Genomic DNA, 25,191 nt, shown 5'->3' on the forward strand with positions numbered 1-25,191 from the left:
AACCTTATGAAAGCAAAAAAATTATTTTTGAGTATGCTCGGTGTGCTTGCAATGGCAACCGCATTTACTTCTTGCAGCAGTGACGATGATGACGATTGGAACGATGACGGCTCGAAGCTCGTGCTTCCGAAGGCTCGTGCCTATATAATGAATCAGGGCACTCAGTCGGAGAACAACTCGGGAATTGAGTTCTATGCTCCCAATCACGACGGTGAAATAATCGATGACATATTTTACAAGCAGAACGGTGCCCGTCTTGGCGACACAGGACAGGCTATGATAGAGTACGACGGCAAGGTGTTCATAGCCGTACACGGCTCCAACTATCTTTCGAGAGTTAATGCCGCTTGCGTCGAGGATGGCCGCACAATGTTCTCGGCCGATCCGGAGCTGAAGGGCGGTGTGCGCGCAATAGTCGCCGAGGACGGTTATGTATACGCTTCGTTCTATGGAGGTATCGTTGCCAAGATCAACGCATCGACCATGAAGATTGAGTCAAAGCTCACCAACGTAGGCAAGAATCTTGAGAACATGGCTGTGTGTGACGACATGCTCTATGTGTCGAATGCCTACGAGATTGTCGACGGCAACTTCATTCACCTGAACAATGTCGTTGTCATCGATCTTAACACCTTCAAAGTGAAGGAGAGCATCGAGGTGACGCCCAATCCCAACCAGCTGGTTGAGGAAGACGACAAGGTGTTCCTCATTTCATGGGACTACTCGGCTGAAAGCTATGTGCTTCAGATGATTGATCCGAAAAACGGCAACAAGGTGTCGCGCATCGGTTATGCAACTGAGATGGCTCCCAACGACGGCGTTGTCTACCTGCTTGACTCACGCACCGACTATTCAAACTGGCCCGATGTGTCGACTATCAACACCTTCTCGTCCTATAACGTGAAGACCGGAACTATGAATAGCACATCGTTTTTGAAGAATGCCCCCGCCGAACTTATGTCGACAAGTATCTCGATGATTTCGATTAATCCCGGAAACGGTGACATCTACATCGCTACCACTTTCTACAACAAAAGCAACGGAAATGTGTACCGTTTCAAAAAAGATGGTACTTTTGTAGAGAAATTTGATTGCGGAGGCCAGAATCCTAAGGCTGCCGTATTCTTCAACTGATAATTGATGACCGGATTATTAAAGTTTTTATATTGTTTTTCATTCTTGCTTCTTGCCGCTTGCAGTGGCGGAGGCAAGAATGTCATTGTTGAGGCGTTGCCCGATGTGCCGTTACGTTATGCCGAAAACATAACGCTGAAGGATGCCGGCGATTACACGGTGGCAGTGGTGCGTAACCCGTGGGACACCACCAAGGTGTTGCACACATATATACTGGTGCCTTCGGACACGGAGATGCCTTCCGACCTTCCCGAGGGGACTGTCGTGCGCACACCTCTTGAGAGTTCGCTTGTGTATTCATCGGTTCACAGCAGCCTCATAAGCGAGCTTGGAGCCGGCGACGCCATAACGGGCGTGTGTGACGCTCAGTACATCCATACGCAGCGGCTTGCCGAGCGCATCGACTCGGGCATTATCGCCGATTGCGGCAGCGGAATGTCACCCAACATCGAGCGCATTATCGAGCTGCATCCTCAGGCGATATTGTTGTCGCCTTACGAAAATTCGGGAGGTTACGGGAAGATTGAGCAGCTCGGAATACCCTTGATCGAGTGTGCCGACTATATGGAAACGACTCCGCTCGGTCGCGCCGAGTGGATGAAGTTCTATGGAATGCTTTACGGCCGTTACGACGAAGCCGAAAAGCTGTTCAACGAAACCGAACACGGCTACAACTCATTGAAGAGCGCGGTTGACTCGATTGCCCGCCGACCCAAGGTCATGATGGACAAGAAGTATGGCCAGGCGTGGTATGTGCCGGGCGTAAATTCCATCGTGACGCATTACCTCAACGATGCCGGTGGTGCCAATCCGTTTTCGGTCAATGAGAATCGGTCGGGCAGCATCGCGCTGTCGCCCGAGCAGGTGCTTGCCGGCGCTCAGGATGCCGACATCTGGATACTTCGTTACAATCAGGCCGATGACATGACGCTCGCTTCGCTGAGCGCCGACGATGCGATATACTCGCAGTTTGAGCCGTGGAAACGCGGAGTGGTCTATGGATGTAACACCAACTACAGACACTACTATGAGGAGGTTCCGTTTCATCCTCACTGGCTGCTTAACGACCTGATGCGCGTGATTCATCCCGAACTGTCGCTGACCAATCCTGATTGGCCTCACTATTTCTCAATCATAAAATAGGCGGTGTCATGCGGTTTATAATACTCACTGTCACTCTTCTGTTGCTGTTTGTGATGAACCTTTACTTCGGTTCGGTGGCAATATCGGCAGCCGATGTCACGGATATACTTCTGGGACATGACGGTGATTATGGTGCCGCACGGTTCATTGTCACGGGCAGCCGGTTGCCTCAGGCTGTCACAGCGCTTCTTGCCGGTGCCGGACTGGCCGTGTCGGGACTTATGCTGCAGACCGCATTCCGCAATCCGCTTGCAGGTCCGTCGATTCTCGGTATCAATTCGGGCGCAAGCCTCGGAGTTGCAATCGTGATGCTGTTTCTTGGCGGAACGATAAGCGCCGGCGGCTATTCGGTGGGCGGTTACGTTGCCGTCATGGCGGCGGCATTTGCGGGCAGTATGCTCATCATGGGGCTCCTGCTTCTATTCTCGTCATGGCTTAAGAACGACCTGATGCTGCTCATAACCGGTATAATGGTGGGCTACATGACCTCGTCGGTAATATCGCTGCTCAACTACATGTCGTCGGCCGACGGCGTACAGAGCTATGTAATGTGGGGAATGGGCAATTTCAACGGTGTGTCGTTGAGCCGGTTGCCGCTGTTTGCCCTGATTACGCTGGCCGGCATAGTGATGGCTCTCCTGCTCATAAAACCGTTGAACATAATACTCCTTGGCTCCAACTATGCGCGCAATCTCGGCATAAGCATGCGTCGTGTGCGCAACCTCCTTTTACTTGCCACCGGATTGCTTACAGCCGTTATCACGGCCTATTGCGGGCCTATATCATTCATCGGCCTTGCCGTGCCTCACATAGCCCGATTGCTATTCCGCACCGACAATCACCGGGTGCTGATGCCGGCCACCCTGATCTCAGGCGCAATCGTGGCGCTCGGATGCAATCTTGTGTGCGTGCTGCCTGAAAGCACGATACTTCCCATCAACGCCGTAACGCCGCTTGTGGGAGCTCCCGTAATCCTTTATGTGATACTGCGTGAACGGCACGGCCGTCATTGATGCGTCATGTTACTGATCCTTCTCCGAGAGCTCGAGCCAGCGCATCTCCTTCTCGTCGAGCAAAGCCTTTATCTCTTCATATCGTGCCGACTTTTCAATAATGTCGTCGACCACCTCGCCGCTGTTGAACACTGCGTCGAGTGCAGCCTTCTCGGCATTAAGTTTCTCTATTTCATTGGTCAAAGCCTCAAATTCGCGCATCTCCTTGTAGCTCATGCGGTTGTCGGAACTGCGTCGGGGGCGTTCGCGCACCGTTTTGGCTGCCTGCTTTTCGGCCTCGGCCTGAGGCTTGGGCTGTGCATTGAGCCATGTGCGGTAGTCGGTGTAGCCTCCGGGGAAATCCTTGATTGCACCGTCGCCCTCAAACACAAATAGATGGTCGACTATGCTGTCGAGGAAGAATCGGTCGTGACTCACTACAATCAGGCATCCCTTGAACTTGGCGAGGTAATCCTCGAGGATGCCGAGGGTCATGATGTCGAGGTCGTTGGTAGGCTCGTCGAGTATCAGGAAGTTGGGCGACCTCATCAACACAGCCGCAAGGTGAAGGCGGGCGCGTTCGCCGCCACTGAGGGTGTGGATGTACTTCTGCTGGTCGGTAGGCGAGAAGAGGAAGTGGGTGAGAAACTGCATCGGGGTGTAACGCACATCGCCGTTTACCACGATGTCCTCGGCTATCTCGGTGATTGCGTCGATGACGCGCTTGTTGTCGTCAAACTCGATTCCCTCCTGGCTGTAGTAGCCGAATCGCACCGTTTCGCCAACGTTCCACTCTCCGCTGTCGGCCGGCACTATGCCTTGCAGCATCTTGATGAATGTCGATTTGCCGGCTCCGTTGTGGCCTATTATTCCAAGCTTTTCGTAACGTGCGAATGTGTAGTTGAAGTCGTCGAGAATCACCTTGTCGCCAAACCGCTTGTTTATGCCCTTTGCCTCGAATATCTTTGAGCCGATGTAGGATGACTTCACGTTAAGCTCAACGTTGTCGTCCGACAGGTCGACATGCGAGCGCTTCTTCAGGTCGTAGAATGCGTCGATTCGATACTTGGCCTTGCCGGCGCGTGCCTGAGGCTGTCGGCGCATCCACTCCTGCTCCTTGCGCAGGGTGTTTTTCACCTTTGCCAGCTCCGATGTCATGGCATCGATGCGTTCCTGTCGGCGACGCAGGTAGTAGTCGTAGTTGCCTTCGTAGGTGAATATCTGCTGACGGTCGATTTCGATTATCTTGTTGCACACACGGTCGAGAAAATAGCGGTCGTGGGTCACCATCAGCAATGTCACGCGTGAGCGTGTCAGATAGTTTTCAAGCCATTCGATTATCTCGATGTCGAGGTGGTTGGTGGGCTCGTCGAGGATTATAAGATCGGGTTCGCCGAGAATCACGCGGGCGAGTGCCACTCTCTTGGCCTGTCCGCCCGAAAGATTGTCGGTCGATGCCGTTATGTCGTGTAGATTCAGTTGGCCGAGCAGCTGCTTCATTTTGTCCTCGTAGTCCCATGCCGATGCTGCATCCATGCCGTGTATGGCCTCGTTGAGCCTGTCGTTGTCGCCCGAGAGCAGGGCGGTTTCATATTCGGCGATTGCGTGACACATCGCGTTGTCGCCGAGCAGGCATGCGTCCATGATCGATGATCCGGGAGCGAAGCGCGGCGTTTGCTCCAGAATACCCACCTTAAGTCCGTTGCGGAATGTGACATCGCCCGAATCGGCGTTTTCAATGCCGGCTATGATGTTGAGCAGTGTCGATTTTCCCGTGCCGTTTTTTGCGATAACGCCTATCTTGTCGCCTTCATATACGCCAAACGTGACGCCGTCAAACAGCATCCTGTCGCCGTAACTTTTAGTGAGATTGTCAATCTGGAGGAAGCTTGTGGCCATATACCATTAAAATTTTGTACAAACTTACGTATAATTATTGGTATAGTGTGGAATATTATATTTAAATTTGCAATAAACCAATCTTAAACAATGAGGAAATATCTGACCCTTCTGTTATTACTGACCATAATCCCCGGTATGATGTGTGCGTCGACATTGCGCAAGGTGAGCGTGCCGAGCCGTGTCATGGGTAAAAACGTGGATGTAAATGTCATCACACCCGACTCCGAAGGCCGTCATCCTGTGGTGTATCTGCTGCACGGGTGGGGCGGAGGCTGTGACAACTGGCTCGGCGTAAAGCCCGAAATCAAGCGCATAGCCGATGAACGTGACATGATAATCGTGATTCCGAGCGGAGAGAACAGCTGGTATTGGGACAGCCCCGTGAATCCGGCTCTGCAATATGAAACATTCACCGCCAAGGAGCTTGTGAAGTATATCGACGATAACTTTCCCACGCTGCCGTCACGCGACAAGCGCGCGATAACCGGCTACAGCATGGGCGGCCAGGGTGCATTGTGGCTGGCTATGCGTCACCCCGACACATTCGGAGCCGTGGGCAGCCTTAGCGGGGGAGTCGACATAAGACCGTTCCCCAACAACTGGAACATGAAGGATGCCATAGGGCCGAAGTCGAAGTATCCCGAGCGGTGGGAGCAATACGCATTGCCCAACCACATCGACGACTTTGCCAAAGCCAATCTGGCAATCATCATATCATGCGGAAGCGACGACTTCTTCTTTGAAGTCAACGAGGAGTTTCATAAAGCATTGAAAAAGGCCGGAGTGAAGCACCACTTCATCGACAGTCCGGGAGTACACGACAGCAAGTACTGGAACGAGCTTACCGACTATCAGCTGGAATTTTTCAACGACTACTTTGACGGACTGTTGTGACACTCAGGTAAAATTTTTTGCCTGTCGATGCTACTTTTTTCGGTTTTAAGTGTTACTACTATAGTTATACTATTATCAACAAATAAATAATCAATAAAATGAAACCATTACACATCGTTTTAGCAGTAATAGGCGGTGCAATCGCCGGTGCAACAGTAGGATTACTTCTCGCCCCCGAAAAAGGTGACACAACACGCGACAACATCATGGAGTTCCTGAAGAGCAAGGGCATCAAGCTCCACAAAAGCAAGATGGAAGAACTCGCTGACGAAATCGTTGAAGAAATTGGCAAGTAATTAATAACATACTTTACTGAATAGAACAATGAACAACAATCTTGGAATACTATATGCATTTCTCGGCGGAGCCATTGTAGGCGCCGGAGCCGCATTGCTTTTTGCTCCCGAAAAGGGTGCCGACCTGCGCAAGCGCATCGTTGAACTGCTTCGCAGCAAGGGTATAATATGCAGCGAAAGCGATGTAGACGAACTTGTAGAACAGCTTACGCGCGACCTTGACGACTAACCGTCATAGAAGTGCCGAGATTTCAATAATTTATAAGCGGCATCGGCTCGTCTGACAAGGTGTGCCGATGTCGCTCTATGTAATTTCAACTATTGATTATGGGCGATAAAAATGAAGAATTGAAGACGACGCTGGCCAACGCCATGAGGCTGGCCCGACTATATGCCGAAAACCTGAAGCTTATATCGACCGAAAAGACCACGGTGCTGCTGTCGAGCGGAGTGCTGGCGGTGGTGCTTCTCATCCTTGCGGCTTGTGCGCTGTTTTTCTGTTCGATAGCCGTGGTTTATCTGCTTGCGTCGGTGCTGCCCATCGCCTGGTGCTTCTTGATTGTCGGCGGATTCTATTTGCTGCTCGGGGTTGTGGCTGTTTTACTGCGCACCACGCTGTTTGTCAATCCCATCGCACGGTTCCTCTCGCGACTGTTTCTCACTCCACCCACCGATTTTAAAAACAAAGAGATTGAAAAGCCATGAAGTCCAATTTGAATATTAACAACGAAACCGAAGGCTGGCAGGGCTTCTCGCTCGAAGAGTTGCGCTATCAGCGTGCGCTCAATCACGTGAGAATCGAGGTCGAGAAGGAGCGCATAATGTCGAAGACCTCGCAGATGTACAACCGCAGTGCGGCAATGACGTCATCGACCGGAAATCTGTTCAAGAAACTGTCGACCGGCTTTTCAGTGCTCGACTATGCGCTGCTTGCATTTCAGGCCGGGAAGCAGATACATAAGATATATCGATTCTTTCACAAGAAATAGACACCAATATTATCAATCAGGAAAAATTTTTGACTTGCAATGAATGATTACACCGAGGTACGCATCGACATGTCGCCTTGTAACGAAACCATGACCGATGTCATGGCGGCGTTGTTGTGTGAACATGGCTATGAGAGCTTTGTACCCGACGAGAACGGAATGACCGCCTACATAAAGCTTGAGGATTTTGACAAGAAAGTGCTTGACGAAGTGACGGCCGAGCTGCCGTTTGACACATCGGTCACGGTGAAATGTGAAACCGTTGAGGGGCGTGACTGGAACCAGGAGTGGGAAAAGAACTACTTCAAGCCTATAACTGTCGATGGAAAGTGCGTGATTCACAGTTCGTTTCACACCGATATTCCGTCAATGCCCTACGACATTGTGATCGACCCCAAAATGGCTTTCGGCACGGGACATCATCAGACCACCACGTTGATAATACTCCGTCTTCTCGAGCTGCCTCTTGAGGGGAGTTCGGTAATCGACATGGGCACCGGCACAGGCATCCTTGCCATTCTTGCCGCCATGCGCGGAGCCGGCCCCGTGACGGCTATAGAGATTGATGAGTTTGCTCATGTCAATGCCGTCGAAAACGTGTCGTTGAACCGTCACCCTGAAATCAATGTAGTGCTCGGCGATGCTTCGGCACTCGCCGGTGTGGAGCCTGTCGACCTGTTTCTTGCAAATATCAACCGCAACATAATCGTGGGCGACCTCCAAGTCTACGCCTCCCGCCTGAAGGAAGGCGGCACGATGCTGCTGAGCGGATTCTATGAGGACGACATTGCGATCGTGCTTGACGAGGCCCGCAAGCATGGCCTGGAATATGTGGGGCACACGGTGCTTGAGCGTTGGAGCTGTCTTGAATTAAAAAAGTAATTTTGTTATAGATAATATGAATTTTATTGAAGTAAAGGATGTGGTCAAGCAGTATGACGGTCATCGCGCTCTTGATCATGTCACGCTTGATGTTGGCGAAGGTCAAGTCTACGGACTGCTTGGCCCCAACGGCGCCGGAAAGACATCGTTGATACGAATTTTAAACCACATAACCCGTCCCGACAGCGGGGAAGTATATCTTGCCGGAAAGCCGTTGACCGCTTCGGAAGTGCGTCACATCGGTTATCTGCCCGAGGAGCGAGGCCTTTACAAGAAGATGAAGGTGCTCGACCAGATCGTGTATCTCGGACGACTGAAGGGCATGTCGAAGAACGATGCCCGCACATCGGCTCTCCGCTGGCTTGAACGATTTGAGCTTACCGAATGGAGCAACCGAAAGATTGAAACATTGTCCAAGGGTATGGCCCAGAAGGTGCAGTTCATCTCCACGGTCGTACACTCGCCCCGGTTGCTGATTCTCGACGAGCCATTTTCGGGATTTGACCCGGTCAATACCGAGCAGCTGAAGCGTGAGATTCTTAATCTGCACCGCGAGGGAGCCACTATACTCTTCTCGACCCATAACATGGCGTCGGTCGAGGAGGTGTGTGACGACATAACGCTTATCAACAACGCCAAGGTGGTGCTGCAGGGCAATGTCCATGAAATACGCCAGCAGTTTAAGAAAAATCTGTTTACGTTGCATATCGCCGAGCCTGTACTTGCTCCCAATGAGAGCCTCTACAGCCTGGAGTCGATAGAGAAGCACCCCATGTCGGGCAGTGTGGCCGTGATACGCCTAAAGCCCGGAGTGACTATGCGTGAGGTGGTCGATCAGCTCAACCGTGAATACACGCTTCTCGGCTTCGACGAGCTATTACCCACAATGAATGAAATTTTTATCGAAACAGTAACACAAGGCGATGGACAGAAATAGATTGTTTTTAGTGATGCAACACGAGTATTTGTCGATTGTTGCAAAGAAGTCGTTTATCGTGACAACAATACTCGTTCCCATAATAATGATAGCTTTCATGGCCGTCCCCATAATACTTTCCGAGTTCAACAAGTCGGATGCCCGGCTTGTGGCGGTGGTTGACCGCAGCGGACAGTATGGCAACGTGTTTGAGGACAACGAGGACTACACTTTCAAGGTGATGCCCGACATGGAAATCGGGTCGATGAAGGGAGAGTTTGACAAGGCCGACGGCGACATATACGCTTTCCTTGTGATTCCGGCCAATGTCGATTCAATGACTACGGTCAATGTCTACTCCGAGAAGCCTATAAAGATGTCGCTCTCCGAGCGCATCGAGGAGTGTCTTAACGCAAGCATGACCGATAACCGCATAGCATCGTATAACATACCCGAGCTTAACAATATAATATCGACCTGCAAGGTCAATGTCAACGTCAAGAGCCACACATGGAACGAGGACGGCGAGGAGTCGGTGTCATCGAGCGAGATAGCGTTGATTACAGGATTGATACTGGCCTTCATGACCTATATGTTTGTGCTCATGTACGGAGCCATGATCATGGGTTCGGTTGTCGAGGAGAAGACCAACCGCATCGTTGAGGTAATCGTAAGCTCATGCCGTCCCATAGAGCTGATGCTCGGCAAGATACTCGGTGTGGCATTGGTGGGATTGACCCAGATAGCCGTGTGGGTGGTGCTTGTGAGCATCGTATCGCTTGTGCTTGGCATAGGAAGCGCGTTCTCGGCTACCGACATGACGGCCGGCGCCATACCTGATGTGCCTCAGGGCGAAGCCTCCGAGATAATCCAGGCCATAATGGGTGTGAACTGGGTAAGACTGATAGGCATCTTCGTCCTATACTTCATTGGCGGATACCTGCTCTACGCATCGCTGTTTGCCGCATTCGGTTCGGCTGTCGACCAGCAGAGCGATGCCAATCAGTACACGATGCCGGTGATGATGATAATAATAATCGCAATGGTTGTGGGTCAGTCGTGCATGGAAAATCCCGACGGTCAGCTTGGAGTCGTGTGCTCGCTCATTCCTTTTACATCGCCGATTGTGATGATGATAAGGCTGCCCTACGAAGTTCCCGTATGGCAGATTGCGCTGAGCCTCGGATTGCTCTACGGCACCGCGCTGCTCCTTGTCTACCTCGCATCACGCATCTACCGCATAGGCATATTGATGTATGGCCGCAAGGTTTCGTTCAAGGACATGCTGCGTTGGCTAAAATAACGCTGCCGTGAACAAATCGTAAGGAAAATGACATTAAATATTGCAATTTATAGCGAAAATGGTGCGAATATTCGGTATTTGCTTGATTATGTCGCATAATGGTGCTAATTTTGCAAAACTTTTTCAGATAAAACAAGAATTAATATATGAGCGATAGACTGTTTATCTTCGACACTACTTTGCGTGACGGAGAGCAAGTGCCGGGATGTCAATTGAACACTGTCGAGAAAATCGAGGTCGCCAAGGCCCTTGAGGAGCTTGGCGTGGATGTAATTGAAGCCGGTTTCCCTGTATCGAGTCCGGGTGACTTCAATTCGGTGGTTGAAATTTCAAAATCGGTGACATGGCCCACTATATGTGCGCTGACACGTGCGGTTGAAAACGACATAAAGGTCGCAGCCGATGCGTTGCAGTATGCCAAGCGCAAGCGCATTCACACCGGAATAGGAACATCGGACTACCACATTAAATATAAGTTCAACTCCAATCGCGAAGAGATACTTGAACGTGCCATAGGTTGTGTCAAGTATGCCAAGCGATTTGTCGAGGATGTCCAGTTCTATGCCGAGGATGCCGGACGCACCGATAACGAGTATCTTGCACGTGTTGTCGAGGCCGTCATAAAGGCCGGAGCTACCGTAGTCAACATTCCCGACACTACGGGTTACTGTCTGCCGTGGGAGTTTGGCGAGAAGATCAAGTATCTCATGGAGCATGTCGACGGCATTCACCGCGTCACCATAGCCACCCACTGTCACAACGACCTTGGCATGGCTACCGCCAACACCATATCGGGTATAACCAACGGTGCCCGTCAGGCCGAGGTTACCATCAACGGTATCGGCGAGCGCGCCGGCAACACTTCGCTTGAGGAGGTGGCAATGATATTCCGTTCCCACAAGGAGCTCGACATAACGACCAACATCAACACCACCAAGCTGTGTGGCATAAGCCGCATGGTGTCGAGCTTGATGAACATGCCCGTTCAGCCCAACAAGGCTATCGTGGGACGCAACGCATTTGCCCACAGCTCGGGCATCCATCAGGACGGCGTGCTCAAGAATCGTGAGAGCTATGAAATCATCGACCCCAAGGAAGTGGGAGTCGACGAGAACTCAATCGTGCTCACCGCGCGTTCGGGCCGTGCCGCCTTGAAGCACCGCCTGCATGTGCTCGGCATCGAGCTTAGCAAGGAGGCGCTCGACAAGGCTTACGAAGGATTCCTTCGCCTGGCCGACCGCAAGAAGGAGATCAACGACGACGACGTGATGATGCTTGCCGGTGAACACCACAAGGCTTCACATCGACTGAAACTCGACTTCCTCCAGGTTACATCGGGCGTTGGTGTCAAGTCGGTTGCTTCGGTGGGACTGGACATCGCCGGTGAAAAGTTTGAGGCTTGTGCCTCGGGCAACGGCCCCGTTGACGCCGCCATAACCGCCATAAAGCAGATAATCCATCGCCGCATGCTTGTAAAGGAGTTCCTTATTCAGGCTATCAACAAGGGCAGCAACGATATCGGCAAGGTACACATGACGGTGGAACACGAGGGCGTAAGCTACTACGGATTCTCGGCCAACACCGACATCATAGCCGCAAGTGCCGAGGCATTCATCGATGCGATAAACAAAATTGTACATTAATAAAAACGAATCACAATAACGACTTATGGCCCGTACTTTATTTGACAAGGTTTGGGACGCCCATGCGGTAAATGTCATTGAAGGTGGCTCGACACAGCTTTATATCGACAGGCACTACTGTCATGAAGTGACGACACCGCAGGCATTTGACGGACTTCGCCGTCGTGGATTGAAGGTGTTCCGACCCGAGCGTACGATATGCTCGCCCGATCACAATGTGCCCACTATGCATCAGGATCAGCCCATTGCCGATCCAGTTTCGCGCAAGCAGGTTGAAACTCTTCTGCGCAATGCCGATGAGTTCGGGCTTACATTGTTCGGACTGTGTCATCCCAAGAATGGAATCATACACGTGATAGGGCCGGAGAACGGACTTACGCTTCCAGGCTACACTATAGTGTGCGGCGACAGCCACACTTCGACTCACGGAGCATTTGGTGCCGTGGCTTTCGGCATCGGAACAAGCGAGGTGGAGATGGTGCTTGCCTCGCAGTGCATCCTTCAGCCCAAGCCCAAGACAATGCGCATAACCGTCAACGGAAAGCTTCGTGACGGGGTGACTGCAAAGGACATGGCCCTCTACATCATCTCGAAGATGACCACCGGCGGTGCCACAGGTTACTTTGTGGAATATGCCGGCGAGGCAGTGCGCAACCTGTCGATGGAAGGGCGCATGACATTGTGCAACCTCTCGATCGAGATGGGTGCCCGTGGCGGCATGATAGCCCCCGACGACACTACATTTGAATATATAAAGGGGCGCGAATATGCTCCGAAGGGCGAGGCCTGGGACAAGGCCGAGGCCTATTGGCGCACGCTGCGCAGCGACGACGATGCCGCATTTGACAAGGAAGTGGTGTTTGATGCCGCCGATATAGAGCCTCGCATAACCTTCGGTACCAATCCCGGAATGGGCATGGGAATTTCGGAAACGATTCCGGCCTACAACGGTGATGATGAAGCCGGACAGCTTTCCTACGACAAGTCGCTTGACTATATGGAGTTCAAGGTGGGACAGAAGATGGAGGGTGTGCCGGTCGACTATGTGTTCCTCGGAAGCTGTACCAACGGCCGCGTTGAGGACTTCCGCGCTTTCGCTTCAATAGTAAAGGGCCGCCGCAAGGCCGACAATGTTACGGCCTGGCTCGTGCCCGGCTCATGGGCTGTGCTAAAGCAGATAAAGGCCGAAGGACTTGACCGTGTACTTGCCGATGCGGGATTTGAGTTGCGCGAGCCCGGATGCTCGGCGTGTCTTGCAATGAATGACGACAAGGTTCCTGCCGGAAAACTTGCCGTGTCGACCTCCAACCGAAACTTTGAAGGCCGTCAGGGGCCCGGTGCGCGAACAGTGCTCGCCGGACCGCTTGTGGCAGCCGCAGCAGCAATCACGGGAGTTATCACCGATCCCCGCAAACTTTAATAATGAGTAGAGTTATGAAAGAGAAATTTGATGTCATCACTTCCACCTGCGTTCCACTGCCGATGGAAAATATCGACACTGACCAGATAATTCCTGCACGTTTCCTTAAGGCGACATCGCGCGAGGGCTTCGGCGACAATCTGTTCCGCGACTGGCGGTTTGACTCGGAGGGCAATCCCATTGCCGGATTTCCCCTGAACAACCCCATCTATTCGGGCCGTATTCTTCTTGCAGGAAAGAACTTCGGTTGCGGTTCGAGCCGTGAACATGCGGCATGGGCCATCCACGACTATGGATTCCGTGTAGTGGTGTCGAGCTTTTTCGCCGACATTCACAAGAATAATGAGTTGAACAACTTCGTGTTGCCCGTAGTGGTGAGCGAGCCGTTTCTTAACGAATTGTTCAACACCGTAAATGCCGACCCCAAGGCCGAGGTGAAAGTCGACCTGCCGTCACAGACGATAACCAATCTGTCGACCGGGAATTCCGAATCATTCGAGATAAACGGATATAAGAAGCATTGCCTCATGCACGGCCTTGACGACATCGACTATCTGTTGACACGCAAGGACGACATCGTGGCATGGGAGAGCAAACGCGACAACTATTAATCACACGACATAAATAAAGATGAATTTCAATATAGCAGTATTGCCGGGCGACGGCATAGGCCCCGAGATTTCAATTCAGGGTGTTGATGTTATGGCCGCAGTGTGCCAAAAGTTTGGCCACAGTGTTGATTTCCAATACGGAGTTGTGGGTGCAGCCGCAATAGAGAGTGTAGGCGACCCGTTTCCTGAGGAAACCTATAAATTGTGCAAGAGTGCCGATGCTGTGCTGTTTTCAGCTGTAGGCGACTTGAAGTACGACAACGATCCCTCGGCTAAGGTACGCCCCGAGCAGGGACTCCTTGCCATGAGGAAGAAGCTCGGCCTCTATGCCAATATCCGTCCCGTGGAAACGTTCAGTTCGCTCCTTCACAAGTCGCCTTTGCGTCCCGAGATAGTGGAGGGCGCCGACTTCGTGTGCATCCGCGAACTTACCGGCGGAATGTACTTCGGCGAGAAGTATCAGGACGACGACAAGGCTTACGACACCAACGCCTACAGCCGTCACGAGATTGAGCGCATACTCCGTGTGGCATTTGACTACGCGATGAAGCGCCGCCGTCATCTTACGGTGGTCGACAAGGCCAATGTGCTTGCGTCGTCGCGCCTTTGGCGCAAAATCGCGCAGGAGATGGCTCCGCAATATCCCGAGGTGACTACCGACTTCATGTATGTCGACAATGCCGCAATGCGCATCATCCAGGATCCGCGATTCTTCGATGTCATGGTTACCGAAAATACATTCGGCGACATTCTCACCGATGAGGGTTCGGTTATCACCGGCTCGATGGGACTCCTCCCCTCGGCTTCGACAGGCGAGAGCACTCCGGTGTTTGAGCCTATCCATGGCTCATGGCCTCAGGCTAAGGGAATGGATATCGCCAATCCGCTTGCCCAGATATTGTCGGTGGCAATGCTGTTTGAGTACTTCGACCTCAAGGCCGAGGGCGCTTTAATACGTGAAGCCGTGAGCGCGTCGCTTGAGCAGGGTGTAACCACTCCCGACATCAATGAGTCGGGTCGTCGTTACGGTACACGCGAAGTGGGCGCTTGGATCGTGGAATACATCAGGAATCATTAAGAGCCTGTTCGACAATAACCTTATAACGAGGGGCTGCGTCGTAAATTACGGTGCAGCCCCTCCTGTATAATGACACACCGGCCACAGCATCTACGTGGCGATGAAAACATTGCACAGGCAATCGTTGTTTTATATTCAATGAAGATAGCAGTATGTGATGAGCGGAATCAGAGAAAATATCGACCGGAAATTGCATGATATGACCTATTCGCTTAAGAGTTGGCGTGAGCGTTATATTCCTGAAGTGACATTTTTGTTCATTGTCGCTTTTGTCATAGGACTCGTTTCGGGATTTGCCGCATATCTGATGAAGAGCATTATCGACTTCATTTCGCGCTATGCCTTATCTGGATTCAAAGTCACCGAGAGCAACTACACGTTTCTCATTCTCCCGCTCACCGGTATATTTCTTGCCGCACTTTATATGCGTTACATCTCCCATGATGATCTTGAGCATGGCACGGCACGTATCAGGGATGCTATAAAGACACGACAGGCGAGGATGAAGCCGAGGCTCATGTATGATTCTATTGTGGGAAGCTCAATTACCCTCGGACTTGGCGGTTCGGCCGGTTCGGAGGGCCCAATCGCCTATACGGGGGCTGCCATAGGCAGCAATATCGGTCAGGCGTTCAGGGTGTCGCCCCAATACCTGCTCATTATGGTGGGATGCGGAGCGGGAGCCGGTATAGCCGGCATTTTCAAGGCTCCGGTGGGAGGAATGTTGTTTACGCTTGAGGTGCTTGGGCTCGGCATGACTACCGTATCGGTGATGGCGCTTCTGCTTTCATGCCTCACAGCTGCTATTACTTCATTGATTCTCGACGGCGGTAGGCTCGACATCAATTATGCACATCCTCTTCCGTTCGACATGTCGATGATGCCTTATGTGCTGTTGCTTGGACTCTTTTGCGGATTGTATTCGCTCTATTATTCCGAAGTCATGAAGAAGTTCGACCGCTTTTTCAAGAACATGAACAATCCTTGGCTCAAAAACCTGGTTGCGGGAGTGTCGGTGTCGGTGCTCGTATTCTTGCTGCCGCCTCTTTTCGGCGAAGGCTATACCACCATTTCAAGCGTTCTTAACGGCAATCTTCATTCGGTGGTCGACGGCAGCCTTTTCTTTTATAAGGTCGATTCTTCGCCTTGGGGAGTGGTGGCGTTTGTGGGAGCGGTGCTTCTGGCCAAATGTTTTGCCACATCGGCCACCAACAGCGGTGGTGGTGTGGGCGGTGAATTTGCCCCCACGCTTTTTGCAGGATGTATGGCCGGACTATTTTTTGCTCTTGTGATGAATACCGCGCTTGACCTTAGGCTCGACACCGGCGACTTTGCATTCTTCGGCATGGCCGGAATCATGGCCGGAGCCATTCATGCTCCTATGACTGCAATATTCCTTACCTTGGAGTTGACGGGCAACTATTCGTTGATATTGCCGGTTGCCATCGTGTCGGGTGTGTCCTACGGAATATCCCGCATGGTATCGCCTCAAAGCTTCTTCACGTCACGCTACAGCGTGTCGCAGTTTGCGCTTGACGATACTGTCAATCCTCCGAGTAGTGGCGAAGCACCCGACGATAAGAGTTGAAAATCTTTGATTTAGACACGAAACCCACGTAGCGGTCCTCCTCGTCGACTACCGGCAGATTCCATGCTCCCGTGCGGTCAAAGGTCTTCATTACCTCTTCCATTGCGTCGCCGATGCGTATTGTGGCCGGAGGCATTGACATGAATTTGGACACGAACATTCGTTTATATAGGTCGGGACGGAACATGATGTTGCGTATGTCGTCAAGCAGCACTACGCCCACGAGTTTCTGTTCGCCGTCAAGCACCGGAAAGAGATTTCGGTTGGACTTGCTGATTACCTCTACCATCGATTTCAGATTCATGTCGGGTGTCACCGGCATGAAATCGTTTTCTATCACTGAATTTATCTTAAGCAGTCGCAGCACCGACTTGTCCTTGTGATGGGTTAGCAGTTCGCCTCGCTTGGCCAGTCGAATGGCGTATATGCTGTAGGGCTCGAATATCTTTATGGTTCCGTAGGATATTGTCGACACAATGAGCAGCGGCAGGAAGAGTTCATAGCCTCCGGTGAGCTCGGCGGTAAGGAATATCGACATGAGCGGTGCATGCATAACGCCCGACATAACGCCGGCCATGCCCATTAAGGCGAAATTCTTTACCGACAGGTCTATGTCAAATCCCAATTGGTTCAATGTGAACGCAAAACAGAATCCGGCCATTGAACCTACGTGCAGCGCGGGAGCGAATGTTCCGCCCACGCCGCCGGCACCGTTGGTCGACGAAGTGGCAAATGCCTTGGCGAGAGTAAGGCCAAGCACATATAGCGAAATTACCCATGCCGTGTTGCGGTCGTTGTAGAAGAAGGAGCCGTTGAGCGCCGAACCGGCATCGCCGTTGATCATCAGTGTGATTACATCGTAACCCTCGCCGTAGAGCGGGGGAAATATGAAGATTAGTATTGCGAGTATGGCACCGCCTGTCACGGCTCTCACCCAGGTGTTTTTTATCGAGCTGTAGAATCCCTCCATCATGTTGATGACCCTGATGAAGTAGAGCGACACGAATCCGCAAAGCACTCCGAGCGCAACGGCGTAGGGTATGCGTGCCGGCAGGAAGTACTCGCTCTGAGTGAAGAAGAACTCTACATCATATCCCGTAAACACGTAGGCTACGGTGGCGGCGGTGATGGATGAGATGAGGAGCGGCATCACCGACACCGTGGTGAGGTCGATCATGAGCACCTCGAGGGTGAACAGCGCACCTGCAAGCGGAGCCTTGAAAATGCCCGACAGACCGGCCGCTGCGCCGCATCCCACCAGCAGCATGAGCAATCGCGGTGACAGACGGAACGCCTGGCCGAGATTGGAGCCTATGGCCGCGCCGGTGTAGACGATGGGGCCCTCGGCTCCCACCGAACCGCCAAAGCCGATGGTTATGGAGCTGGCCACTACCGAGGTGTAGCAGTTGTGGGCCTTCAGTCGGCTCTTGTTTTGAGAGATGGCGTAGAGCACACGCGTTACTCCGTGGGAAATGTGGTCACGCACCACATATCGCACGTAGAGGCTCACGATGACTATGCCCACGAGCGGATATATGAGATACATGTAGTTGGCTCCCGTTGTGTCGATGTTCAACAGCAGGGTGCCCGATATGTAGTGAATCAGCCATTTGAAAATCAAGGCTGCGAATCCGCACAGGATTCCGGTGAAAAAAGCAAGAATCATCACAAAAGTCCTCTCCTTTACGTGCTTCTCACGCCACATGACAAGCGAGAGAAACATAGAGTTGAACGAGTGTGACAAATTATTTATGTACTGTTTCATTAGATGCCTTTTCCGTTGAAAATTGTTTTTATTGATTTCATCATTATCTTGAAGTCAAGACTCGTCGAAGCGTTTTCGAGATATTGCAGGTCATGATGCAGTCGCTCTACCATGCTCTCGATGTCGGATGCATATCCGTAGTTCACCATTCCGGCCGATGTGATACCCGGTTTCATCACGTGCAGATTACTGCTTTCGGGCTCGGCGATGCGCAGTTGGCGCAGATAGTGTTCGCGCTCGGGACGCGGCCCCACGAGCGACATGTCGCCCTTCAATATGTTCCAGAACTGCGGCATCTCGTCAAGATGATACTTGCGCAGCAATCTTCCCACCGAAGTTACGCGTGGGTCGTTTTTCACCGACAGCGACGGGCCGTTGATTTCGGCATCCTTCTCCATCGTGCGTAACTTATAGAGCATGAATGGTTTGCCTCCGAGCCCTATGCGTTGCTGCCTGAATAGAGGCGAGCCGTTGCTGTTCAGGTTTATGATGACGCATAGCACGACTGTGAGCGGAAGTGTTATCACTGCGGCCGGCAGTGCAACTGCTATATCGACAACGCGCTTCAGCCGGCGGTAGGCTACATTGCTCCGATAGGGAAAATTCGGAGTGCGCTGATTGCTCGACAGGGTAGCGTTGTCGCTGACCACATTGTTACCTGACGCTTTCAAGGTCGTAGTATTGTGATATTTCCGTTGTCCTCTACTTTGATGACTCTTGACGGTTGACGGGCCTCGGTTTCATCGCGCCGCGATGTGCATATATAGTCGACCGTATCCTTTATCACATCGCTTATCTCGTCAAATGTGGCGGGAGTGGGGTAGCCGCTTACATTGGCCGAGGTTGACACTATGGGACGGCCGAAATGTCGACACAGCTGCGACGAGAACTCCTCGTGGGTGATTCTTACGCCCACGGTGCCGTCCTCGGCGAGCAGCTCGGGAGCAAGACCGATGTAGGCCTTTGTCACCACGGTTGTGGGGCGTGAGCTGTCGTTGAGCAGCAGTTCCGTTTCCTTGCTTAGCGGAGTCAGATAGTCGGCTATGTTGTCGATGGAGTCGCTCAGCACGATAAGTGCCTTGCTGTCGGAACGGTGCTTTATTTCGTAGATGCGTTTTACCGCATAGCTGTCGGTGGCGTCACAGCCGATACCCCACACCGTGTCGGTTGGATATAGTATGATTTTGCCACGCTCCAGTAATTCGCACGCCTTTATTATGTCGTCAGTCATCTTTTTTACCTAATAGAGATACAAAGATAATGCTTGGCTGTTAAAAAACGAAATTTAAGCCCTCTTAAAATTTTTTGTAGTGATGCGGTGGCGGCCCTATGCTTCAATTTGTCATATTATGTGTAACTTTGCAAGTTCAATCCTGATTAACTGAATTTAAACAACACATTCTTAGAATGGCTGAACGTAATATTCTTGTAAAGGGCGCACGCGTCAACAATCTTAAGAACATCGACATCGAGATACCGCGCAACAAGCTGGTTGTAATCACCGGACTTTCGGGTTCGGGAAAGTCGTCGTTGGCTTTTGACACGCTCTATGCCGAGGGACAGCGCCGTTATGTCGAGAGCCTGTCGGCTTATGCGCGACAGTTCCTCGGAAAGATGGCCAAGCCTGAAACTGATTTTATAAAGGGACTTCCTCCGGCCATAGCCATTGAGCAGAAGGTAAATACACGAAATCCCCGATCGACCGTGGGAACTTCGACTGAAATATACGATTACATCCGATTGTTGTTTGGCCGTGTAGGCAAGACCTACTCGCCTGTCACCGGCGAGCTTGTGAAGAAGCACACCGTGGAGGATGTAATAGCCGTGGCACGCAGTTATCCCGAAGGTACGCGCATGGCGGTGATAACTCCTGTCACGCTTCCTGAAAAGCGCCGATTCAGGACTCAGCTCGAGGTGCTGCTTAAAGGCGGATATTCGCGTCTTGTCAAGGACGGGGAATTCATTGACATTGAGCATCTTCTCGCCGATGACAGTCTGCCTGAAACGGCTTCGGGCTATGACCTCCTTGTCGACCGTTTGTCGGTGGCCTACGAGGGTGATGAGCTGAGCCGACTTGCCGATTCGGTGGAAACGGCGTTTTTTGAGGGACATGACGAGATGAGTCTTCTCGTGTGGGGAACCGACGGATTGCACCGACATGACTTCTCCAAGCGATTTGAGGCCGACGGTATTGTGTTCCGCGAGCCCTCGGAGCTGATGTTCAACTTCAACAACCCTTATGGCGCTTGTCCGCGGTGTGAGGGTTTCGGAAGGGTGATAGGCATCGACCCCAATCTGGTTGTGCCCGACCCGTCGTTGTCGGTCTACGACGATGCCGTTATGTGCTGGCGAGGCGACAAGATGAGCGAGTGGAAGCGTGAACTGATACATCTGGCTCCCCACATCGGGTTCCCGATTCATCGTCCCTATTGCGACCTTACTCAGGCCGAACTGGATGTGCTGTGGCACGGCAACGGACGGTTCAAGGGCATCGACGGATTTTTCAAGATGGTCGAGGAGAACCAGTACAAGATACAGTATCGTGTTATGCTGGCACGTTACCGAGGCAAGACCCGTTGTCCCGAGTGTAACGGGTCGAGGCTTCGCAAGGAGAGTGAATATGTAAAGGTGGGCGGTGCCACGATTTCGGAGTTGGTGAAGATGCCTGTCACCGACTTGAAGGAGTGGTTTGCAGCTCTTAAGCTTGACGATAACGACAAGCTCGTTTCGTCGCGATTGCTCGTGGAGATAAACAATCGCATCGGTTTCCTGTGTGATGTGGGGTTGGGTTACCTGACTCTCGACCGCCTTTCGTCGACATTGTCGGGCGGTGAGAGCCAGCGCATCAATCTTGCTACATCGCTCGGAAGCAGTCTTGTGGGATCGCTCTACATTCTCGACGAACCGAGCATAGGACTTCACTCGCGTGACACGATGAAGCTGATCGGCGTGTTGCGAAAGTTGCAGCAGCTCGGCAACACCGTGGTGGTCGTGGAGCACGACGAGGAGATAATGCGTGCCGCCGACTATCTTATCGATGTGGGTCCCGAGGCGGGTCGACACGGCGGCGAGATAATATATCAGGGCGATGTCGACAAGCTCATGACAGCCACCGACTCCTATACGGTGCGTTATCTTAACGGCGAGCTGTCGATACCCGTGCCTGCGCGTCGTCGCAAGTGGCGCGACTACATAGAGGTGACGGGAGCCCGGGAGCACAACCTCAAGAATATCGATGTGAAATTTCCGCTGGGGGTGATGACGGTTGTTACCGGCGTGAGCGGATCGGGAAAGTCGACGCTTGTGCGTGACATTCTTTACCGTGCAATGGTGCGTCATCTGGGCAACCCGTGTGACGCTCCCGGATTGCATCGCGCACTTGGTGGCGACCTTAACCGTATTTCGGCTGTGGAGTTTGTCGACCAGAATCCCATAGGAAAATCGTCACGCAGTAATCCTGCAACCTATCTTAAGGCTTTCGACGAAGTGCGCCGACTATTCTCGGAGCAGCAGGGAGCCAAGCAGATGGGATTCACTCCCGGATATTTCTCATTTAACGCCGAGGGCGGCCGTTGCGAGGAGTGTAAGGGCGAAGGCACGATAACGATTGAGATGCAATTTATGGCCGACATCGTTATCCCCTGCGAGGCATGTCACGGCCAACGCTTTAAGAGCGATGTGCTTGAAATAACCTACAACGGCAAAAACATCAACGATGTGCTGAACATGACCGTGAATCAGGCTGTGGAGTTCTTCGGTGAGTCGAGTGACTCGATATGTCGCAAGATTGTGCGACGGCTGAAGCCCCTGCAGGATGTTGGCCTTGGATATATAAAGCTCGGACAATCGTCGTCGACTTTGTCGGGTGGAGAGAACCAGCGTGTTAAGCTCGCTTACTTCCTCGCTCAGGAGAAGCCCGAGCCCACTATGTTTATTTTCGACGAGCCTACAACGGGATTGCATTTCCACGATATAAACACATTGATGGATTCGTTTAACCGACTCATCGCACAAGGTCACACCGTTATTATAATCGAGCATAACCTCGATGTGGTGAAGTGTGCCGACCATGTAATAGACATTGGTCCCGAGGGCGGCGAGCTTGGAGGCGACATCGTTGCAGCCGGCACCCCCGAGGAGATAATGGCATGTGACGCAAGCTACACCGGCCACTTCCTGAAAGAAAAACTCTAACTCCTGCAATTAGCCCACACCGATAAACCATATAGCCTATAAGTTTCGACAGGTTATATGAAATCGGTGTGCGGGTACTGTTGCCAACATTATCCTCAAGCATAATTCTGACCGAAATTCAACTCCAATCACCTAAAAATCTTCCCTAATTGTAAATAGAAGAGCCAAAAAATTTCCCTATTTGTAAATATAAAAAATGGTGATAGTTTATTTGAATATTTCTACACCGATTTGATGCTTAAGTCTAAGCGTATCAGGGTGTTACCTGCGAATGGCGTGCCGTTATGGGGGAAATATCATGTTATAACCGGTGAATGTCAGGTGAAATAATCAAATTTGCATGTCAACCGGGAGGAAAATCGGTTGAGGTTATGCAAAAAGAGCGTGCTTGTGATGTTACACAGGCACGCTCTTTTTTTATGGGGTTGATGTTATTTACTTGGAAAGGGTTGAATAATCCTTGGAGTAACGCAGCATCTGGGGCAGATAGCCTTCGCCGTATGTGATTGTGACATCGGTGACATTGCCGTTGGCATCCTTGACGAGGTTGTAGACGGGGTTGACGAAGCCCTTGTAAGGTGCAATGCTGAGGTGAGCGTAACGCTTGAGAATTTCGTCATGAATCTTCGGATCGACTTTGACTGCATATTTCTCAACGAGATTGCGTCCTGCTTCGTAGTCGCCCTCGCTCTTAATGCGCTGGATTTCACCGAGAAGCTGACCTATCAGCTCACGCATGCGCTTGTAGTCGTTGATGCGTATGTAGGTCTTTCCGTCGATAGTTACATACTCTACCACATTGTCGGCCTTGCCGTGCTCAAGCACCCATTCGGCAATCAGTTTGCGGTTGCGCATGTGGGCCTCTTCTACATCCTTGCCGGGCTCGATTCGCATGAGCTGAGTCATAAGTCCGTTAAGCATATACTTGTAGTATTCAGCCTTGTAAGCGTCGGGGTTGTCGAGAAGACCAAGCTCAATCAATTTGGGATCGGCAAGATAATATAGTGCAAAAAGGTCGGCACGCGCTTCCTCAAGGGTTGAGCCATGGGCCTTCAATGCATCGGGGTCTACACCGGGGAGTATTCGTCCCGAACCGTGTCCGAGGCACTCGTGAAGGTCGGTGTGGAGGTTGTCGGTTATGAACAGGTAGTCATCGAGAAGCTTGCGTGTAGGCTCGTCAATTACGAACTCTTCGTTGAATCCGTCGCCATGTGACGCTTCATCGTAGGCCTGGGTTATGTTTTCAAGCGTAACCGACTTAGAGCCGTGAGCTGCACGAATCCAGTTGGCATTGGGGAGGTTGATGCCGATAGGAGTTGCGGGATAGGAGTCGCCGGCAAGAATTGCGGCGGTAATCACCTTGGCCGATACGCCCTTAACCTCCTCTTTGCGGAATCGGGGGTCGATGGGGCTGTGACTTTCAAACCATTGCGCATTTTTGCTTAGGGTTTCGGTGCGGGCCGAGGCCTCGTTGTTCTTGAAGTTGACGATTGACTCCCAAGAGCCGGTCATGCCGAGGGGATCGTCGTAGGTTTCGATGAATCCGTTGATGAAGTCGACTTGTGAATCGGTTTCCTCGGCCCACATGATCGAATAGTCGTCAAATGCCTTCAGGTCGCCTGTCGTGTAGAACTCTACAAGCTTCTTGATATAGGCTTTCTGTGCAGGATTTTCGGCATATTCGGCGGCTTTGTTCAGCTCGCTTACAATGCGTTCGATGGCGGGTGAGTAGAGGCCGCCCACTTTGTAGGGCTGCTCGACAACCTTGCCGTTGACCTTGGTCTTGCGCGTATTCAATCCGTAGGATATGGGTGTGAGGTCGGTAGTGTCCTTCAATGCTGCATAATAGGCCTCGACTTCGGGCTGTGTCACGCCTTCGTAGATGTTGGTCGACGAAGTTACTATGAGGTCCTGACCTTCGGCCTGATTTACCTTCTTAGGCATAACCGTAGGGTCGAATATCACCGAGAGGAGAGTGTCGATGTTGGCGGGCTTATTGGTGATGTTGCTCAACAGGAACTCGCGCGAGAACTCGGGCGAGAACTTGTCCATCGAATAGTGGTGATGGAGTCCGTTGGCAAACGATATTTGCTTAAGATACTTTTCAAGGGCCTTGAACTGAGGGTTGTTGCGGTCGCCATTGTAATTAGTGTAGGCCGACTCGATAAGCTTGCGAATCTCAAGATTGTACTTGCCGTTCTGGTCCCACAGGATGTCACGACCTGCAATAGCCGCCTCGGTAAGGTGATATATGAGCAACTTCTGCTGTAACGACAGATTTTCAAAATCGGGAACTTTGTAACGTAGGACTTCGATGTCGGCAAAACGGTCGACTACGTAGTCGAAGTCCGATGAATCCTTTGCCATAGCTGATGATGTTATTGTCAGTGCCAAGGCCGCAGCCGTGGTGATGTTGGTGAATTTTGACATATTGGATATTG

At 51.8% G+C, this 25,191-nt stretch carries 22 protein-coding genes; 17 read left to right on the plus strand and 5 right to left on the minus strand.

All coding sequences use genetic code 11. The features are described from left to right. Window positions 1-33 precede the first annotated feature (33 nt). The 3 genes from E5354_RS09300 to E5354_RS09310 are packed head-to-tail and all read left to right on the plus strand — an operon-like array spanning window position 34 to window position 3,290. Window positions 34-1,134 carry a DUF5074 domain-containing protein gene (locus E5354_RS09300; RefSeq protein ID WP_246863785.1) on the plus strand — a complete coding sequence of 367 codons (1,101 nt, stop codon included), beginning with the start codon at window positions 34-36 and terminating at the stop codon, window positions 1,132-1,134. Window positions 1,135-1,140: 6 nt separating this feature from the next. After that, window positions 1,141-2,277: an ABC transporter substrate-binding protein gene (locus E5354_RS09305; RefSeq protein ID WP_135947284.1), complete on the plus strand. Its 1,137-nt coding sequence runs from the start codon at window positions 1,141-1,143 to the stop codon at window positions 2,275-2,277. An 8-nt stretch (window positions 2,278-2,285) separates the two neighbouring features. Then, window positions 2,286-3,290 (plus strand): iron ABC transporter permease, encoded by a 1,005-nt coding sequence (locus tag E5354_RS09310; RefSeq protein WP_135947285.1) that lies wholly within the window; start codon window positions 2,286-2,288, stop codon window positions 3,288-3,290. A 9-nt stretch (window positions 3,291-3,299) separates the two neighbouring features. Here E5354_RS09310 and E5354_RS09315 read toward each other — a convergent pair whose 3' ends face one another. After that, window positions 3,300-5,168 carry an ABC-F family ATP-binding cassette domain-containing protein gene (locus tag E5354_RS09315; RefSeq protein ID WP_123396431.1) on the minus strand — a complete coding sequence of 623 codons (1,869 nt, stop codon included), beginning with the start codon at window positions 5,166-5,168 and terminating at the stop codon, window positions 3,300-3,302. Window positions 5,169-5,258: 90 nt separating this feature from the next. Here E5354_RS09315 and E5354_RS09320 point away from each other — a divergent pair, with 90 nt between their 5' ends. The 13 genes from E5354_RS09320 to E5354_RS09380 all read left to right on the plus strand — a co-directional run bounded on the left by E5354_RS09320 (window position 5,259) and on the right by E5354_RS09380 (window position 16,791). Beyond that, window positions 5,259-6,065 carry an alpha/beta hydrolase gene (locus E5354_RS09320; protein WP_123396432.1) on the plus strand — a complete coding sequence of 269 codons (807 nt, stop codon included), beginning with the start codon at window positions 5,259-5,261 and terminating at the stop codon, window positions 6,063-6,065. Window positions 6,066-6,163: 98 nt separating this feature from the next. After that, the gene (locus tag E5354_RS09325; RefSeq protein WP_123396433.1) at window positions 6,164-6,361 is read left to right on the plus strand and encodes a YtxH domain-containing protein; all 198 of its coding nucleotides are present in this window, start codon (window positions 6,164-6,166) and stop codon (window positions 6,359-6,361) included. A 28-nt stretch (window positions 6,362-6,389) separates the two neighbouring features. Next, window positions 6,390-6,590: a YtxH domain-containing protein gene (locus tag E5354_RS09330; protein WP_123396434.1), complete on the plus strand. Its 201-nt coding sequence runs from the start codon at window positions 6,390-6,392 to the stop codon at window positions 6,588-6,590. A 98-nt stretch (window positions 6,591-6,688) separates the two neighbouring features. After that, a complete protein-coding gene (locus E5354_RS09335) occupies window positions 6,689-7,066 on the plus strand; it encodes a phage holin family protein (RefSeq protein WP_123396435.1) in 378 nt (125 codons plus the stop codon). After that, the gene (locus E5354_RS09340) at window positions 7,063-7,350 is read left to right on the plus strand and encodes a hypothetical protein (RefSeq protein ID WP_123396436.1); all 288 of its coding nucleotides are present in this window, start codon (window positions 7,063-7,065) and stop codon (window positions 7,348-7,350) included. The genes E5354_RS09335 and E5354_RS09340 overlap by 4 nt, the downstream gene beginning before the upstream one ends. Window positions 7,351-7,389: 39 nt before the next feature. After that, window positions 7,390-8,232 (plus strand): 50S ribosomal protein L11 methyltransferase, encoded by an 843-nt coding sequence (prmA, locus tag E5354_RS09345; RefSeq protein WP_123396437.1) that lies wholly within the window; start codon window positions 7,390-7,392, stop codon window positions 8,230-8,232. A 16-nt stretch (window positions 8,233-8,248) separates the two neighbouring features. Beyond that, window positions 8,249-9,169: an ABC transporter ATP-binding protein gene (locus E5354_RS09350; protein WP_123396438.1), complete on the plus strand. Its 921-nt coding sequence runs from the start codon at window positions 8,249-8,251 to the stop codon at window positions 9,167-9,169. Between the two features lie 13 nt (window positions 9,170-9,182). Further along, a complete protein-coding gene (locus tag E5354_RS09355) occupies window positions 9,183-10,451 on the plus strand; it encodes an ABC transporter permease (protein ID WP_168353872.1) in 1,269 nt (422 codons plus the stop codon). A 146-nt stretch (window positions 10,452-10,597) separates the two neighbouring features. Next, on the plus strand, window positions 10,598-12,094 hold the full coding sequence (locus E5354_RS09360; protein ID WP_123396440.1) for a 2-isopropylmalate synthase: 1,497 nt from the start codon (window positions 10,598-10,600) through the stop codon (window positions 12,092-12,094). A 25-nt stretch (window positions 12,095-12,119) separates the two neighbouring features. Continuing rightward, window positions 12,120-13,514, plus strand: a complete 1,395-nt coding sequence (gene leuC, locus E5354_RS09365; protein ID WP_135947287.1) for a 3-isopropylmalate dehydratase large subunit — start codon at window positions 12,120-12,122, stop codon at window positions 13,512-13,514. Between the two features lie 14 nt (window positions 13,515-13,528). Further along, on the plus strand, window positions 13,529-14,125 hold the full coding sequence (leuD, locus tag E5354_RS09370) for a 3-isopropylmalate dehydratase small subunit (RefSeq protein WP_135947288.1): 597 nt from the start codon (window positions 13,529-13,531) through the stop codon (window positions 14,123-14,125). Window positions 14,126-14,144: 19 nt separating this feature from the next. Beyond that, the gene (gene leuB, locus E5354_RS09375; RefSeq protein WP_135947289.1) at window positions 14,145-15,203 is read left to right on the plus strand and encodes a 3-isopropylmalate dehydrogenase; all 1,059 of its coding nucleotides are present in this window, start codon (window positions 14,145-14,147) and stop codon (window positions 15,201-15,203) included. 199 nt (window positions 15,204-15,402) lie between these two features. Next, complete coding sequence (locus E5354_RS09380) at window positions 15,403-16,791, plus strand: chloride channel protein (protein WP_168353873.1); 1,389 nt, start codon at window positions 15,403-15,405, stop codon at window positions 16,789-16,791. On the opposite strand, the gene E5354_RS09385 is transcribed toward E5354_RS09380, so the two are convergent. The 3 genes from E5354_RS09385 to E5354_RS09395 are packed head-to-tail and all read right to left on the minus strand — an operon-like array spanning window position 16,748 to window position 19,787. Then, a complete protein-coding gene (locus E5354_RS09385) occupies window positions 16,748-18,556 on the minus strand; it encodes a chloride channel protein (RefSeq protein ID WP_135947291.1) in 1,809 nt (602 codons plus the stop codon). The two genes, E5354_RS09380 and E5354_RS09385, sit on opposite strands and share 44 nt — an antisense overlap. Then, the gene (locus tag E5354_RS09390) at window positions 18,556-19,227 is read right to left on the minus strand and encodes a sugar transferase (protein ID WP_135947292.1); all 672 of its coding nucleotides are present in this window, start codon (window positions 19,225-19,227) and stop codon (window positions 18,556-18,558) included. The genes E5354_RS09385 and E5354_RS09390 overlap by 1 nt, the downstream gene beginning before the upstream one ends. After that, the gene (locus tag E5354_RS09395; protein WP_135947293.1) at window positions 19,224-19,787 is read right to left on the minus strand and encodes an L-threonylcarbamoyladenylate synthase; all 564 of its coding nucleotides are present in this window, start codon (window positions 19,785-19,787) and stop codon (window positions 19,224-19,226) included. The genes E5354_RS09390 and E5354_RS09395 overlap by 4 nt, the downstream gene beginning before the upstream one ends. Window positions 19,788-19,963: 176 nt before the next feature. Between E5354_RS09395 and uvrA the strand changes: the two genes are divergently transcribed. Continuing rightward, window positions 19,964-22,750 carry an excinuclease ABC subunit UvrA gene (gene uvrA / locus E5354_RS09400; protein WP_135947294.1) on the plus strand — a complete coding sequence of 929 codons (2,787 nt, stop codon included), beginning with the start codon at window positions 19,964-19,966 and terminating at the stop codon, window positions 22,748-22,750. A 435-nt stretch (window positions 22,751-23,185) separates the two neighbouring features. On the opposite strand, the gene E5354_RS09405 is transcribed toward uvrA, so the two are convergent. Further along, the gene (locus E5354_RS09405) at window positions 23,186-25,180 is read right to left on the minus strand and encodes a dipeptidyl-peptidase 3 family protein (RefSeq protein ID WP_370271596.1); all 1,995 of its coding nucleotides are present in this window, start codon (window positions 25,178-25,180) and stop codon (window positions 23,186-23,188) included. Window positions 25,181-25,191: the final 11 nt, after the last annotated feature.

Origin of the sequence: Muribaculum sp. NM65_B17 (assembly GCF_004793735.1) — a bacterium.
Lineage (GTDB): Bacteria > Bacteroidota > Bacteroidia > Bacteroidales > Muribaculaceae > Muribaculum > Muribaculum gordoncarteri.